The organism is Streptomyces sp. NBC_01474 (assembly GCF_035918215.1).
In the GTDB taxonomy this organism is placed as follows: Bacteria; Actinomycetota; Actinomycetes; order Streptomycetales; family Streptomycetaceae; genus Streptomyces; species Streptomyces aureus.
Window position 1 is genome coordinate 1,753,447 of the sequence record NZ_CP109449.1, and the last position, 14,036, is coordinate 1,767,482.

Annotated in this window: 16 protein-coding genes; 5 read left to right on the forward strand and 11 right to left on the reverse strand. The window is 69.9% G+C overall.

What is annotated here, in order from left to right:
- Positions 1-355: 355 nt before the first annotated feature.
- On the reverse strand, positions 356-871 hold the full coding sequence (locus OG758_RS08265; protein ID WP_326709373.1) for a YceI family protein: 516 nt from the start codon (positions 869-871) through the stop codon (positions 356-358).
- A gap of 128 nt (positions 872-999) precedes the next feature.
- Between OG758_RS08265 and OG758_RS08270 the strand changes: the two genes are divergently transcribed.
- Positions 1,000-1,503 carry a MarR family winged helix-turn-helix transcriptional regulator gene (locus OG758_RS08270; RefSeq protein ID WP_326709374.1) on the forward strand — a complete coding sequence of 168 codons (504 nt, stop codon included), beginning with the start codon at positions 1,000-1,002 and terminating at the stop codon, positions 1,501-1,503.
- A gap of 376 nt (positions 1,504-1,879) precedes the next feature.
- Here OG758_RS08270 and OG758_RS08275 read toward each other — a convergent pair whose 3' ends face one another.
- Entirely contained in the window at positions 1,880-2,374 is a 495-nt protein-coding gene (locus OG758_RS08275; protein WP_326709375.1) for a PaaI family thioesterase, read from the reverse strand.
- 92 nt (positions 2,375-2,466) lie between these two features.
- Between OG758_RS08275 and OG758_RS08280 the strand changes: the two genes are divergently transcribed.
- Positions 2,467-2,934 (forward strand): winged helix-turn-helix transcriptional regulator, encoded by a 468-nt coding sequence (locus OG758_RS08280; RefSeq protein ID WP_326709376.1) that lies wholly within the window; start codon positions 2,467-2,469, stop codon positions 2,932-2,934.
- Positions 2,935-2,968: 34 nt separating this feature from the next.
- Here the strand turns inward: OG758_RS08280 and OG758_RS08285 are convergent, their stop codons facing one another.
- Positions 2,969-3,631 (reverse strand): TetR/AcrR family transcriptional regulator, encoded by a 663-nt coding sequence (locus OG758_RS08285; protein ID WP_326709377.1) that lies wholly within the window; start codon positions 3,629-3,631, stop codon positions 2,969-2,971.
- Positions 3,632-3,769: 138 nt separating this feature from the next.
- On the opposite strand from OG758_RS08285, the gene OG758_RS08290 reads away from it, so the two are divergent.
- The 3 genes from OG758_RS08290 to OG758_RS08300 are packed head-to-tail and all read left to right on the forward strand — an operon-like array spanning position 3,770 to position 6,788.
- The gene (locus OG758_RS08290) at positions 3,770-4,975 is read left to right on the forward strand and encodes an acyl-CoA dehydrogenase family protein (RefSeq protein ID WP_326709378.1); all 1,206 of its coding nucleotides are present in this window, start codon (positions 3,770-3,772) and stop codon (positions 4,973-4,975) included.
- Positions 4,972-6,000, forward strand: a complete 1,029-nt coding sequence (locus OG758_RS08295; protein ID WP_326709379.1) for a phosphotransferase family protein — start codon at positions 4,972-4,974, stop codon at positions 5,998-6,000. Before OG758_RS08290 ends, OG758_RS08295 begins: the two co-directional genes overlap by 4 nt.
- Positions 6,001-6,029: 29 nt before the next feature.
- The gene (locus OG758_RS08300) at positions 6,030-6,788 is read left to right on the forward strand and encodes an SDR family NAD(P)-dependent oxidoreductase (RefSeq protein WP_326715845.1); all 759 of its coding nucleotides are present in this window, start codon (positions 6,030-6,032) and stop codon (positions 6,786-6,788) included.
- Between the two features lie 64 nt (positions 6,789-6,852).
- Here OG758_RS08300 and OG758_RS08305 read toward each other — a convergent pair whose 3' ends face one another.
- The 8 genes from OG758_RS08305 to OG758_RS08340 form a co-directional block, all read right to left on the reverse strand.
- Positions 6,853-7,893: an MBL fold metallo-hydrolase gene (locus OG758_RS08305; protein ID WP_326709380.1), complete on the reverse strand. Its 1,041-nt coding sequence runs from the start codon at positions 7,891-7,893 to the stop codon at positions 6,853-6,855.
- A gap of 166 nt (positions 7,894-8,059) precedes the next feature.
- Positions 8,060-9,547, reverse strand: a complete 1,488-nt coding sequence (locus OG758_RS08310) for a class I adenylate-forming enzyme family protein (RefSeq protein ID WP_326709381.1) — start codon at positions 9,545-9,547, stop codon at positions 8,060-8,062.
- A 67-nt stretch (positions 9,548-9,614) separates the two neighbouring features.
- Positions 9,615-9,935 (reverse strand): EthD family reductase, encoded by a 321-nt coding sequence (locus tag OG758_RS08315; RefSeq protein WP_326709382.1) that lies wholly within the window; start codon positions 9,933-9,935, stop codon positions 9,615-9,617.
- 45 nt (positions 9,936-9,980) lie between these two features.
- A complete protein-coding gene (locus tag OG758_RS08320; protein WP_326709383.1) occupies positions 9,981-10,379 on the reverse strand; it encodes a hypothetical protein in 399 nt (132 codons plus the stop codon).
- 24 nt (positions 10,380-10,403) lie between these two features.
- Positions 10,404-10,763 carry a nuclear transport factor 2 family protein gene (locus OG758_RS08325; RefSeq protein ID WP_326709384.1) on the reverse strand — a complete coding sequence of 120 codons (360 nt, stop codon included), beginning with the start codon at positions 10,761-10,763 and terminating at the stop codon, positions 10,404-10,406.
- A 55-nt stretch (positions 10,764-10,818) separates the two neighbouring features.
- Positions 10,819-12,009, reverse strand: coding sequence for an ABC transporter substrate-binding protein (locus OG758_RS08330; RefSeq protein ID WP_326709385.1), 1,191 nt, complete (start codon positions 12,007-12,009; stop codon positions 10,819-10,821).
- Positions 12,010-12,186: 177 nt separating this feature from the next.
- A complete protein-coding gene (locus tag OG758_RS08335) occupies positions 12,187-12,807 on the reverse strand; it encodes a TetR/AcrR family transcriptional regulator (RefSeq protein ID WP_326709386.1) in 621 nt (206 codons plus the stop codon).
- Between the two features lie 78 nt (positions 12,808-12,885).
- The gene (locus OG758_RS08340; RefSeq protein ID WP_326709387.1) at positions 12,886-14,034 is read right to left on the reverse strand and encodes an acetyl-CoA C-acetyltransferase; all 1,149 of its coding nucleotides are present in this window, start codon (positions 14,032-14,034) and stop codon (positions 12,886-12,888) included.
- Positions 14,035-14,036: the final 2 nt, after the last annotated feature.

Consider the following 14,036-nt stretch of genomic DNA (forward strand, 5'->3'; position numbering starts at 1 on the left):
CAAGACGGTGTCGAGGTGGAGGAAGGCGACTGCGAGGATGTCGTGGGCCTGGACGGTGAGGAACCGGCGCCACATCGGGCCGGACCATTGCGGGGCGGCGTCGACGCGCGCGGCGTGCAGGATCTGCCAGACCGCGGACGGGGACGCCGCCCACTCCACGTCCGTCATGCCCGCTCGGGCACAGGTCTGGACAGTACAGCCGACCCGAAAAGCTCACATGGGGCACTTTGACCGAGAGCGACACTCCACAGGCGCACAGCCAGAAGCACCTCCCCTGAGGCAGGCGCAGGCTGCGCCTCGTACCTGACGGCAGACAGTGCCGACGCGCGAGCCCAACAGATCAGATGCCGGTCCGTCAGTTCGCCGCGTGGACGAAGCGGAGTGTGGCGGAGACCGTCGCCAGGCCGCGCATCATGCCCATCTGGTTCCAGTTGAGGCCGAACTCGCCGCGGTCCACAGTGAACTCCGTCTCCAGCGTGACCGCCTCACCGTCCGCCGCGACCAGGCGCGCGGTGAGGGTCTGCGCGCGACTGATGCCGCGCACCGTCAACTGACCGGACACCTCGACGGAGTCAGCGGTACGGACCTTCGCACTGTGAACAGCGAAGGTGATCTCGGGGTGGTTGGCGGCGTCGAAGAAGTCTGCCGAGCGCAGATGCTCGTCACGCTTGTTGTTCTTGGTGTCGAGGGAGGCGGCGTCGAGGGTGATCGTGCCGATGGCGGAGCCGTCGGAACTCACCTCCCCGCGGCCGCCGACGACACCGAAGGTGCCCTTCACGGTGACCAGGTTCCACATCGTCTTGTGACGCAGGGCGACGGTGGAGGCTGCGGCGTCGAGCTGCCACACACCGGTTTCGACGGCGACGGTCATGATCTTCTCCAGTGAGCGGGGGTTTGTCGAGGACGAGTAATTCAAAATTGGATGACTGCACGCTAGCTCATCATCCAATTTTGAACAACAGTCTCGTCCAAAATTGAACGACAGGTACACTCGAATCCATGGCCGACCCCGAGGCGCACCGCATCGACCTGCCCGAATGCCCGTCCGCGCAGGGTGGCGGGCTGCTGCCCAAGGAGCTGCGCGCCTGGATGGTGATGCTGGCGGCGATGGGCTCGGTGGAGCAGGAACTGCGCACGGTTGTGAAGGAGCGGCTGGACGTCTCTCACGACGAGTTCCTGATCCTGTGCCTGCTCGCCGAACAGCCCCGGGCGGGCCTACGCATGACGCGCATCGCGGAACTCCTCGGCCGCCCCAAGACCCGGCTCACCTACCAGATCGCCTGCCTCCAGCACGCCGGTCTCGTCACCCGCAGCTCGGTCTGTGGCGACAAACGCGGCATCGAGGTTGCCCTCACCGACAAGGCCCGCCGCCTCCTGGAGGAGGCCTCGGACACCCTCGCCGCGACGGTCACCCGGGCCCTGTCCCACGTCATGGGGCCGGACCAGCACAAAGCGATGTCCGGCCTGCTGCCGGACCTCGCCGGTCGGCCGGAGGAACCGTAGGACGGGTCGCCGGGTCGGGAGTGGGTCCGCCGGTCGGTTACGTGGTGCCAACATGCCGGTCTCGTGCCGAGACGCCGTAGCGGGCTCGAGGACGTTGAACGGGGCAGCGAAGGGAATTCAAGCGCCTCACGCATCAGCCTGATCCCCAAGACCGGCTACCGCGTGGCGCTTCGACGATCCGCAGGACCCTCAAACGCCGAAGGACACCTCCTGCACCCGAAACACGCACCAACACGACAGGGCGGCAGTTCCTCCCTACCCAAGCCTCGACGAGGCTCGCCCTCGAGGGGCGCGTGGTGACTCGAACCATCTCCCCGAACCGACGCACGTCATGCTCTGGCGCCTGCTCTCAGGCGCAACGCTCAGGCGACCCGGTTCACGCGGCCGGCAGCGGGAACAGCATGCACGTACTCGTGGCGTGGGCGAGTACGCGGTCCGTCGCGTCGACCAACTGGGCCTGCGCGAGGGCGGTTTGGCGGCCGCTGCTCACGACCGTGCCGATGGCGCGAACCCTGCCGGTGTCCACGGTGATCCGCCGCAGGAACTTCACGGTCAGGTCGAGCGAGGTGTACGCGACGCCCTGGGGCAGCGTCGACTGGACGGCGCAGCCGGCCGCCGAGTCGAGCAGCGTCGCGTAGATCCCGCCGTGCACGCTGCCGATGGGGTTGTAGTGCTCCTCCCCGGGGACCAGCGAGAACACCGCTCGCCCCTTCTCCACCTCTTCGAGGCGGAAGTCCACGGTCGCGCTCACCGGCGCCGCGGGCAGCCGTCCTGCCTGCATCTCGCGCAGGAAGTCCAGGCCGGAGGACTGCCCCACGGCGGCTGCCGTGAGCGCGGGGTCCTCCCACTCATACGTACGCGTCCGTCCCACAGCCCCGCTCCTCCCGATCTGACTTCGTAACTTGAAGTTAGCCCCGGACCATCTGGCTGTCAATCATGAAGTCAGGGTCCTAGGATGGGGGGATGGAGTGGCTTGAGACGAGCACGGAGAACTGTCCGGTCCAGCTCACGCTCGACGTGGTCGGCGAGAAGTGGACGCTGCTGATCCTGCGCGACGCCTGCAACGGTGTCCGCCGCTTCGACGACTTCCGCCGCCACATCGGCCTGTCGGAGGCGCTCCTCAGCGACCGTCTGCGGAAGCTGACCGCCGCCGGCATCCTGAGGGCCGAGCCGTACCAGGAACCCGGCAGCCGCTCCCGCAACGAGTACCGGGTGACCCGCAAGGGCTGGGACCTGTGGCCGGTCCTGGTGGCATTGAAGCAGTGGGGCGAGGCATACACGAGTGAGGGGCAGGGGCCGGTCATCGACCTGCGGCACGCGGAGTGCGGAGCCCCGGTGCGCGTGGCGGTCGAGTGCGAGCAGGGGCACGCCGCCCTGTCCCCCGCCGACGTCACCGCACGGCCGGGCCCGGCGGCCCGCCCTCGCGCCTGACGCCCACCAGCGGACTCCCCCGCCCGACGACGTACTACTGGTCGCCGCCCGGCACGTCCGGGGTGCGCACGCCCACGATGCGCAGTGCGATGTCGCCGTACTGGTAAGCGAGTTGATCGACGGTGAACTCCCCACCCTCGCGGAACCAACTGGCCACGCCGATGCCCATGTCGAGGATCGAGTACGAGGCGATCCTGGCCGACTGCACCCCGAACGCGCGCTCGGCCATGCCTCGCTCGATCAGTTCGCGGAAGCGGCGCTCGTAGTCGCTGCGGCGGGCGAGCACCCGGTCCTGGTCGGGCTGTTCGAGGCTGCCGATCTCGCGGTTGCCGACGAACGCCTCCAGGCGGTGGCGGGCGTGGTAGCGGATGTGCGCCTCCACGGAGCGGCGCAGTTGCTCCCGTACGTCGTCGGTGCCCGCGACGGCCGCCGTGTTGTCGGCGATGAGCTGCTCCATCGTGCCGATCATGATCTCGGCCAGCAGTTCGTGCTTGGACGCCACGTGCTTGTAGAGGCTCGGGCCGCGCATGCCGACGACGGCGCCGATGTCGGTCATGGTCGTGGACCGGTAGCTCTGGGTGGCGAAGAGTCGCAACGCGGCCTCGCGGATCCCCGACCGGCGGTCGGCCGCGGGTGCGCCCTCCGGGCGCGGCGGCCGGTGCGGACGCTCGTACGTCTCGCCTGGCGATCCGCTCACTTGACCCCCATGAAGCTATTGATTGTTAGCCGACCTTGACGCTCTTGCTGAGCAGTCACTATAGCTCGCTCTCTTGACATCACGCCCGGTTCGGCCATCTGATGGCTAATGGTCAGTAGCCAAGATCAGGGGTGAGATGTGTCCATCAGCTTCGAGATCGACGAGCGGGTCGCCGCGATCGCACGGCGCACCACGGAGTTCGTCCGCGACGTGGTGATACCCGAGGAACAGACATGCGGTGGCGGTGACGTGCACGCCGGGCCCGAACCGCTGCGGCGGCGGCTTCAGGAGGCCGCGCGGGCGGCGGGGGTGTTCGCCCCGCACGTCGGCGAGGAGTTCGGCGGCCTCGGGCTCGATCTGCGCGATCAGGCCGTCGTGTTCGAGGCCGCGGGCCGGTCGCTGCTGGGTCCCCTCGCGTTGAACTGCGCGGCGCCCGACGAGGGCAACATGCATCTGCTCGAGGTGGTGGCCACCCAGGAGCAGAAGGAGCGGTACCTGCGTCCACTCGCCGCGGGCGACGTGCGTTCCTGCTTCGCCATGACCGAGCCGGCGCCGGGGGCCGGATCCGATCCGCGCGCACTGGCCACCACGGCGACGCGTACGGACGGCGGCTGGCGGATCGACGGCCGCAAGTGGTTCATCAGCGGCGCCGACGGGGCGGCGTTCGCCATCTGCATGGCCCGCACCAGCGGCGCCCCGGGCGACGCGGGCGGCGCGACGATGTTCCTCGTCGATGCCGACACCCCGGGGCTGAAGATCGTCCGGAACATCGACACACTGGACCACGGCCTTTTCGGCGGGCACAGCGAGGTCGTCTTCGAAGGCTGCGAAGTGCCGGACACTGCCGTGCTCGGCGCGGTGGACGAAGGCTTCCGGTACGCACAGGTGCGGCTCGGCCCCGCCCGCATGACGCACTGCATGCGCTGGCTCGGGGTGGCCCGCCGGGCGCAGGACATCGCCCTAGAGCGGGCTGCGGAGCGCTCGGCCTTCGGCGGCCGCCTGGCCGAACTCGGCATGGTGCAGCAGTTGTTGGCCGACTCCGAGATCGACATCGAGACCAGCCGCGCCGTGCTGTGGCGGGCCTGCTGGGAGCTGGACCAGGGCCGCTCGGCCGCCCAGCACACCTCCATCGCCAAGACGTACGTCTCCGAGGCGGTCAACCGCGTCGTCGACCGCGCCGTGCAGGTGTGCGGCGCACTCGGCATCTCGGGGGACACCCCACTGTCCCGGCTGTACCGGGAGGTGCGTCCCTTCCGTATCTACGACGGCCCGTCCGAGACCCACCGCTGGGCGATCGCCAAGCGGGCGGTGCGGGCCGCGGCCGAGCAGCGGGACGCTCGTTGAGCCCGGCGCGCGCCGCGGTGGTCGGCGTGGACGTGCCCGCCCTGCAGCGCTACTTCGAGCGTCATGTGCCCCAGTGCGCGGGCGAGTTGAGCCTGAGCCTGATGCACGGTGGTCGCTCCAACCTCACGTACGAGGTGACGGACGGGACGCACCGCTGGGTGCTGCGCCGGCCGCCGCTGGGCGTGCTGACGCCGACCGCGCACGACATGCACCGCGAGTACCGGGTCGTCGCGGCGCTCGGCGGGACCGGGGTGCCGGTCGCCCGCGCGGTGCTGTCGTGCACGGACGCCGAGGTCATCGGCGCGCCGTTCTGCGTCGTCGACTTCGTCGAGGGCACCGTGCTGCGCGACGGCGACGAAGCCGCCGCACTGCCCGCCGCCGACGCCCGCCGCGCGGGGGACGCGCTCGTCGACGCCCTGGTGGAGCTGCATGCGGTGGACGCCGCCGAGGCCGGGCTCGGCGACTTCGGCCGGCCCGAGGGGTATCTGGAGCGCCAGCTGCGCCGGTGGCGCGGGCAGTGGGCCAAGGTCGCCACGCGCGAACTGCCCGGCCTCGGCGCGCTGCACGACCGGCTCGCCGCCTCCCTTCCGGCGAGCGGCGCCCCGGCCGTCGTACACGGCGACTTCCGTCTGGACAACACGATCCTGGCGCCCGGCGACTTCGGGCGGATCGCGGCGGTCGTCGACTGGGAGATGGCCACGCTCGGCGACCCGCTCGCCGACCTCGGGATGCTCCTCATGTACTGGGATCCGGTCTGCGAACCCGTCCTCGGTACGAGCCATGTCCCGAGCGCCAACCCCGGCTTCCCCACCGGCCGCGAACTGGCCGAGCGGTACGCCGCACGGTCAGGCCGGGACGTCGCCTCCATCGCCTGGTACCAGGCGCTCGGGTGCTTCAAACTCGCCGTGATCGCGGAGGGCATCCACGCCCGCTATCTGGCGGGACAGACCGTCGGCACGGGGTTCGAGCGCGTCGGCTCGGCGGTGCCGGCGCTGCTGCGCTCGGGCGCGGAGCTGCTGTCATGACCGCCGTCGAACGCAACCAAGGAGTTCATGTGTCGAGCCGACTGTCCGGACGGGTCTGCCTGATCACCGGTGCCACGGGCGGCATCGGCACCGCCGTGGCGCGCCGGCTGGCCGCCGAGGGCGCCGCAGTGGTGGTGACCGATGTGGACGCCGAACGCTGTGCGGAACTGGCGAAGGAGCTGACTGCCGGTGGCGCCCGGGCGCTCGGCCTCGCCCTCGACGTCACCGACGAAGAGGCGTGGCGCGGCACGGTCGCGCAGGTGGTCGACGAGCTGGGCGGCCTGTCCGTGCTCGTCAACAACGCGGGCATCGCCGCGATGCGCACCGTGGAGACGGAGACCCAGGAGTCCTGGGAGAAGGTCATCGCGGTCACCCAGACCGGTGTGTGGCTCGGTATGAAGCACGCCGGCCCAGCGATCGAGCGGGCCGGCGGCGGCTCGGTCGTGAACATCGCGTCGATCTTCGGCACGGTCGGCGGCTTCGGCAGCCAGTTCTCGTACCACGCCGCGAAGGGCGCGGTCCGGCTGATGACGAAGAACGCCGCGCTGCACTGGGCGACGCGCGGGGTGCGGGTGAACTCGATCCACCCCGGGTTCATCGAGACGCCGCACTCCCGCGAGTTGTGGCAGGGCACGCCCCGGTACACCGCGATGGTCGAAGGCACACCGATGGGCCGGCTCGGCAGGCCCGAGGAGGTCTGTGGGGCGGTGGCGTTCCTCGCTTCGGACGACGCGAGTTTCGTCACCGGTTCCGAGCTGTACGTCGACGGCGGGTGGACGGCTCGCTGAGAGTCAACGGCGATGGGGGGCACGGCAGTTGCCGCGCCCCCCGCTCGTTGTGTCCGACCGGATCTCAGTTCACGCGCGTGTACTGCTGAACGCCGCCGACGGTCGCCACGGTGATCCGTCCCCGCAGCACCAGGACGTCCAGATGCGCCGCCGTCTCGTTGATCGCGAGCATCTGGTTGAAGTCGCTCAGTTCGCCGAATGGCACCTCCCTGCGCGTCCAGCCCAGTTCGCGGGCCACGGCGTGCGCGTCGAGCGTGGTGTCGCCGAGCGCCTTGAGGCTCTGTGCGAGGCGGTTGTCGTGGTGGGTGAGCAGTTCGGCGACGCGGGTGTGCGCGCTGTCGGTGACCGGCCCGTGCGCGGGGAGCAGGCGGGCGTCCGCGTACCGCGTCATCAGCCGCAGCGAGTCCAGGTAGTCGGCGAGCGGACGGCCGCCCGGCTCGGTGAGTTCGAAGCCGATGGACGGGGTGATGTGCGGCAGGACGTGGTCGCCGGAGAACAGCAGCCCACGCTGTTCGTCCAGGAAGACCACGTGTCCCTGGGTGTGTCCGGGGGTCGGCACGACCCGCAGTTCCCCCGCGCCGAAGCCGACGGTCTCGGCGCCCAGCCAGCGGTCGGGGGACTCCCAGACGGCGGGGTCGTAGCCGCCGTGGTCCAACTTCTCGATACGGTCGGCGAGTTCACCGGCACCCGCGTCGCGCAGGGTCCGCAGCGAGCCGGCCGGCACATCGCTGCGCAGCCGGTCTAGCATCTCCAGACCGGGGCGTTCGCCCGCACCCAGATAGACGCGCGAACCCAGCAGGCGGCGGAGCTCCACGGCGTTGGTGTAGTGGTCGCGGTGAATGTGGGTGACGAGGATGTGGCTGATGTCGGTGACGTCACGGCCGATGGCGGCCATGGCCTCCTCGAGCGCCTTGCGGGCCTCGGGGATCGCCCAGCCGCCGTCGATCATGACGATGCCGTCGTCCTCGGCCAGGTTCTCCAGCAGATACACGTTGACGGCGTGGAGTCCGTCGTTGGGCAACGGCAGCGGAACGCGGTGCACTCCGGGCTGGACGGTCTGAACTCCGGCCGCGGCCCACGGGCCCTGATCGAACCGCGCTGTCATGGTGCTCTCCCTCGCTGGCTGGTGTACCGCTGTGGATCGGGCGGCCGATCGGCCGCGTGAGGCCCGCTCGGCCGCGTGAGGCCCGTTGGCCAGGTACAGCGGGTTGGGCGTGTCAGGCCGGTCGGCCGTACGGAACCGCGTGGCCGCGTACGACCGGTGGCCCCGGTCAGGTGTCCGCGCGAAGGCGCTGTGCCAGGCGTCCGGCCGCCGACCGGTCGAGCTTGCCGACCTTGGTCTGGGGCAACTCCTCGATGCCGTAGACGAATTCGGGCCACTTGGTCTTGGCGAGCCCGATGCTCTCCAGGTGGCCGGTCACCTCGGCGAGGTCGATGCCGCCGCCGTCCTCGGTGACGACGAGCAGCGCGATGCGTTCACCGAGCACCTCGTCGGGCACGGCCGCCACGCAGGCTCTGGCCACGCGCGGGTAGCCCGCGACCGCCCGTTCGATCTCGGTGATGTCGATGTTGCGGCCACCGCGGATGATGATGTCCTTCTCGCGGCCCATGATGGTGACGGTGCCGTCCTCGTGGGTCATCAGCAGGTCACCGGTGGGGAAGTAGCCGTCCTGCGTCAGCGTCGGCGGTTCGACCCGGCCGGCGCGCGCGTACCCGACGAAGAGGGAGGGGCCGCGCACCTGCGCCCGGCCGGCCGTCTCCGGTCCGGCCTCGGCGCCCTCGGGAGTGAGCGCGCGCAGGTCCGTGCCGGGGAACGGGCGCCCGTCCCTGCCGAGCCGTGTCTCCTCGGGGTCGTCCGGCCTCGGCGAGGTGTGCCCGAGGCACTCGGACATCCCGAAGACGCGAAGGATCTTCGTGCCCAGGGACTTCTCGGCGCGGGCCAGCGCACCGCGGTCCATCGGCCCGCCGCCGACGGTGATCGCGCGGACTCCCGAGAGGATGCCGGACCCCGCGGCCTCGGCGCCCATCTGCAGGGCCATCGTCGGCACGCACATGGTCCAGCGGACACCGTTCTCGGCCATCCGCCGCAGCGCGAGAGCCCGGTCCCACCTGGCGGTGAGAACGAGCGGGCCGCCCAGGACCAGGGAGAGATGAACGCCGAAGCAGTAGGCGGCTGTTGATGACAGCGGCACGATCGCGGCCACCGCGTCGCCGGGCCGCAGCCCGTTGATCTCGATGGTGCTGGCGGCCGCGTAGGTCAGGGCCTTCTCGGACTGCACGACGCCCTTGGGCCGCCCGGTCGACCCGGAGGTCAGTCCGATCAGGACACCGCCCGACCAGCGTGAGGCGTCGGGCCGTTCACCGGAGCGGTGCACTCTCCAGCCGTCGAGCACCGTGTCGCCGGCACCCGGCATCAGTTCGGCCACCGCCCAGTCGGCCCGCGCCGACGGCTCGGCGACGACGGCGTCCGGCCGGATGTCCTCGAAGGCCGCCGCGAACTCGGCCGTCGTCGTGTGCCGGTTGACCAGCGCGAGGACGCCGCCGCTCAGGCCCACCGCGAGGGCGCCGGCCACGGTGCGCCATGAGTTGTCGGCCTGGAGCATGACCGTGCCGCCCGCCCCGTCGGCGGACATCGCGCGGCTGAGCCGGTCCGCCTCGGCGAGCAACTCACGTGCCGTGTGCCTGCCTTCGTCATCGACGACGGCCAAGAAGTCGGCCTGCTCGGCCCTCTGTCGGAACTCCCGCACTACCTGTCGCATCCCGCTTCCTCGCTACGCTGTGCCGAACCCGGTGTCGAACGTTGCTGTGCGCAAGGCCGGTGGGGCCTCAGCCGGTGAACAACTCCTTCTCGAACCCCATCACCGCGATGCGCCGGCCCTTCATGTCCCCGACCTGCGCGACGGCGTCCGCCCATTCGGGGCTGGCGAGGGCCCTCTTCACGTCCTCCGGGGAGTCGAATCCGAGGACGGACATCCCGTCCCAGCCCTCGGAGCGCTTCTCCAGCGCCTGGTCGATGTCGGTGTGCCGCCAGGAGCGCAGACCGGGCAGCTTGTACGTCAGCTCCGCGTGGTCGCCGCGCCACCAGTCGATGAACTGGTCGTGCGTCCACTCCGGGGGCTTCGCTGCCAGCAGGACGAGGTTGTACATGACGCTCCTTCGTACAAGGCCGGTGACATCGGAAACGGTTTGTGGCTACTCGAAACGGATCTGCGAGGACCGGCCGATCAGCAGCCGCTCCAGCCGGCCGTCCGTGTTCACCCGACCGGCGGCGACGAAGCTCGCCTCGGGAACCTCGCCGCGCCGCACCTCGCCGAGGAAGAGCTCGTCCTGGCCGAGGGTGGTCGCGGAGAGCCGGTGGTGGGTGCGCGTACCCCGCTCCCGCTGCTGCAGATAGCCGACCAGGGCGGCGCGGTCGCCCGCGAAGTCCGTGGCGTTGCCGTCGCCGGTGGAGAACAGGATGGACAGGGAGAAATCGTCGCTGATCAGGTCGAGAATCCGGTGGGGCTCGTCGCTGTCGAGGATCTCGAACCAGGCGGTGAGGAAGGGGGCGGGGGCCGCGGTGGTCCCGGCGGCTGTGGAGGTCTCGGTCATGTGCGCTTCCCTTTGTGCTGCTGTCTATTCCGGCAGATCGATGAGGTCGTACGTGGTGGTGAAGTACGACTGGTAGCGGGCCATGTGCCCGTCGGGCGTGACCACGGCGGCCGACAGGAAGGAACCGACCGCCTTCCCGGACTCGATCACCATGCCGTACACGGTCTCCAGATCGCCGTCACAGCTGTGCCGGAGAATCTTGTGCACCCGTTCGACGGCGTTGCGGCCCGCGATGTAGGCGGCGAATTCGTCCTTGGACCGTCCCGTCGCCTCGCGGCCCGGCAAGGCGATGTGAAAGCGGAATTCCGGTACGAGGAGTTCGAGCGCCCGCGCGGGGTCGTCACTGTCCATACGTGCCATGTAGGTGGGCAAGACGCTGGTCATGGTGTCCTTTCACGGGGATGAGAGGTGTGGACGACGCGCTCCGCGCGGGCGGCGGTCAATCCCGGGTGGGCGGGGTGAAGAAGTCGCCCTGCGACTCCCAGCGGCCGTTCCTGACGACGACCTTCTGCAGGTCTCGTGTGCCGAGGTGCCGACCGGCGCCGTAGTTGAGGACCGGGCCCACGCCCGTGTCGACGTGGCGTGCGGTGCGGTAGGCCCGCGTCAGTGACGCGCTGGTGACGGGCCCGTCGATGGTCTTGGCGATCTCGACGAAGGCCTTGGCCGCTTCCCAGCCCCACAGGGTGATGAAGTCGGCGGGCTGCCCTCGCTCGTACTTCTGCATCGCCGTACGGAACTCCTTGATGGCCGGGTCGTCGTCGTTCGGTGACTTGACCAGCTGGAGCGCTTTGAGGCCTTCGGTCGCCCTGCCCCCCAGCGTGAGCGTGGCCTGTGCCGCCACGGGCGCGTAGCCGTACACGGGGGCGGTGACGCCCTGCAGCCTCGCCTCTTTGAGGTAGGAGGCGGTCTCGGCGGCGGTCAGGATCACGACGACGGCGTCGGGCTTCGCGGCCTTGACCTTGCTGATCACCGGGCTGTAGTCGGTGGTCTGGTATTTCACCGACAGCCGCTTCACCTGGACCGACGGATCGGTCTTGCGGGCGGCGGGGCCGATCACCTTGGCCACGTTCACGAACGCTGCCGGGTCACTGTGCACGACGAGTACCTTTTTCGCCCCGTCCCGCGTCACCCAGTCCCCGAGCGCGGCCGCCTGGTCCTCGTACAGCGTCTGCAGACCGAACAGCCCGTCGCGGGCGGGCTCGTACCAGGAGGCATCGCCGCCCAGTGTGTTGAGGACCGGCACCTTCTTCTGCTCGAGCACGAAGGGGAAGGTGGCCTGGGTCTGGGAGGTGCCGTTGGTCGCGACGATCGCCACGACCCCGTCCTGGTCCACGAGCCGGCGGGCGATCTGGACGGTCTGCTGCGGATCGTTGGCGTTGTCCTTGACGACCCAGTCGATGGTGCGCCCGTTGATCCCGCCGCGTGCGTTGACCGACTTGAAGTATGCGTCGGCGCCCGCCCGTTCGGGGATTCCGAACGAGGCCAGGGCGCCCGTGAGCGGGTACCAGGCGCCTATTTTGATGACCTTGTCGTCCCCTGCCGAGGGGCTCTTGGTGCCGCAGGCGTTCGCCGTCAGGGCGAGCACGGCGGCGAGTGCGGCGATGAACGTGCGTGTCGCGCGTCGTCGCATGACCCCTCCTCAACTCAAAAACTCAACCTGAGTTCAGTTCAAGTTGATTTTAATGCTGCGGAAACACGCCTGGCAATGGTCTGTCACCGCTGTCACGGGGCCGGGCACGAAAAGATCCCCTGACGGGAGACCCGTCAGGGGATCGGTCACTGGATGTGTGCGCGGCGGATCGATCCGTCAGGAGGCGATCATCCGCACGCAGGCACCCTCGATCAACTCGCCGATCTCCGACAGCGGCGTCGGCCCGGCCGGCCGGTACCACCGCCACACGCTGACGATCAGGCCGAGCACGCTCGCCCCGAGCAACTGGGCGTCCCGCAGCGGGAAGGCACCCTGGGACATCCCCCGCACCAGCAGGTTGGTCCAGTCCCGTTCGACGACCTGGACGAGCTGGCGGGCGGCGATCCGCTCCGCCTCCTCGCGCTTGGACTTGCGGGCCCCGGACAGGAGATCCATGTGGTTCTGCAGGATGCGCATCTGCAGCACCTCGTGCTCCGAGACGTCGTACGCGGCACGGACGCCGGCGCGCAGCGCCTCCACCGGGTCGTCCGTGCTCTCGGTCGCGTCGACGAACCGGTCGTGGGAGCGCTGCAGCTCGAGCCGCATGATGGTGAGCAGGCAGTGCGTCTTCGACTCGAAGTAGTGGTAGAGCGCGGTCTGGCCGATGCCGACCCGCTCCGCCACGGTCGACCACTTCGTGGCCTCGAAACCCGTCTCGCCGAAACAGTCCACGGCCGCCGCGAGGATGGCCGCGCGCTTGGACCGCGGTCCCGCCTCCGGTTCAAGGATCCTGGTCATGACTCTCTCTCCTGGCCGTCACTCAGCGTGTCCGTACCGAGAGTAAACCCAAGTTGAACTCAGTTGCCAACCGAATGCCTAGATGCGTTCGAGGACGGTCGCATTGGCCATGCCGCCGCCCTCGCACATCGTCTGCAGACCATAGCGGCCGCCGGTCCTGCGCAGCTGGTGGACGAGTGTCGTCATGAGCCGGGCGCCGGTGGCACCGAGGGGATGGCCGAGGGCGATCGCCCCGCCGAAGGCGTTGATCTGCTCGTGCGCGGCGCCGAGTTCCTTCTGCCAGGCGAGGACCACGGAGGCGAAGGCCTCGTTGATCTCGACCAGGTCGATCCGGTCCATCGCAAGGCCCGCCTTGTCCAGGACCTTCTCGGTGGCGGGGATCGGGCCGGTCAGCATGTGGATCGGGTCGGAGCCGACCACGGCCATGCTGTGCACCCGTGCGAGCGGCGTCAGGCCGTGGCGCTCTACGGCCTCCTCGGAGGCGATCAGCAGGGCGGCGGCCCCGTCGGAGATCTGGCTGGAGACGGCCGCGGTGAGCCGGCCGTCCTCGGTCAGGGTCTTCAGGCCCGCCATCTTTTCCAGCGTGGTGTCGGCGCGCGGGCCCTCGTCCGCGGTGAGCCCGAAGGCCGGGGTGATCTCGTCGTCGAAGTCCCCGGCCGCCTGCGAGGCCAGTGCCCGCTGATGGCTGTGGAGGGCGAACTGCTCCATGTCGTCGCGGGAGATCCCCCACTTCTCGGCTATCAGCTCGGCCCCGCGGAACTGCGACACCTCCTGCTCGCCGAAGTGTTCGCGCCAGCCGTTGCCCGCGTACGGGCTGCCCATACCGGCCTGTTCACCGACGAACATCGGACTGGCGATGGGCACGAGGCTCATGACTTCCACCCCGCCCGCGACCACCAGGTCGGCGGCGCCGGAGCCGACCGCCTGGGCGGCGAAGTGAACGGCCTGCTGGGAGGAACCGCACTGGCGGTCGATGGTGGTGCCGGGGACGTGCTGCGGCAGCCCCGCAGAGAGCCACGCGGTGCGTGCGACGTTTCCGGTCTGGGCGCCGATCTGGCCGACGCAGCCGAAGTACACGTCGTCGACCGCTCCCGGGTCGACGCCGGTCCGCTCCAGGAGCGCGCGCAGCACATGGGCGCCGAGGTCGGCGGGGTGGACGCCGCTGAGCGCGCCCTTGCGGCGGCCGACGGGGGTACGGACGGCTCCGACGATGAAGGCTTCCGACATGG

Bases quoted from the DNA above. Each gene is read 5' to 3' on its own strand.
- OG758_RS08265 (WP_326709373.1), bottom strand. From the start codon at position 871: ATGACCGTCGCCGTCGAAACCGGTGTGTGGCAGCTCGACGCCGCAGCC.
- OG758_RS08270 (WP_326709374.1), top strand. From the start codon at position 1,000: ATGGCCGACCCCGAGGCGCACCGCATCGACCTGCCCGAATGCCCGTCC.
- OG758_RS08280 (WP_326709376.1), top strand. From the start codon at position 2,467: ATGGAGTGGCTTGAGACGAGCACGGAGAACTGTCCGGTCCAGCTCACG.
- OG758_RS08305 (WP_326709380.1), bottom strand. From the start codon at position 7,893: ATGACAGCGCGGTTCGATCAGGGCCCGTGGGCCGCGGCCGGAGTTCAG.
- OG758_RS08310 (WP_326709381.1), bottom strand. From the start codon at position 9,547: ATGCGACAGGTAGTGCGGGAGTTCCGACAGAGGGCCGAGCAGGCCGAC.
- OG758_RS08315 (WP_326709382.1), bottom strand. From the start codon at position 9,935: ATGTACAACCTCGTCCTGCTGGCAGCGAAGCCCCCGGAGTGGACGCAC.
- OG758_RS08320 (WP_326709383.1), bottom strand. From the start codon at position 10,379: ATGACCGAGACCTCCACAGCCGCCGGGACCACCGCGGCCCCCGCCCCC.
- OG758_RS08325 (WP_326709384.1), bottom strand. From the start codon at position 10,763: ATGACCAGCGTCTTGCCCACCTACATGGCACGTATGGACAGTGACGAC.
- OG758_RS08330 (WP_326709385.1), bottom strand. From the start codon at position 12,009: ATGCGACGACGCGCGACACGCACGTTCATCGCCGCACTCGCCGCCGTG.
- OG758_RS08335 (WP_326709386.1), bottom strand. From the start codon at position 12,807: ATGACCAGGATCCTTGAACCGGAGGCGGGACCGCGGTCCAAGCGCGCG.
- OG758_RS08340 (WP_326709387.1), bottom strand. From the start codon at position 14,034: ATGTCGGAAGCCTTCATCGTCGGAGCCGTCCGTACCCCCGTCGGCCGC.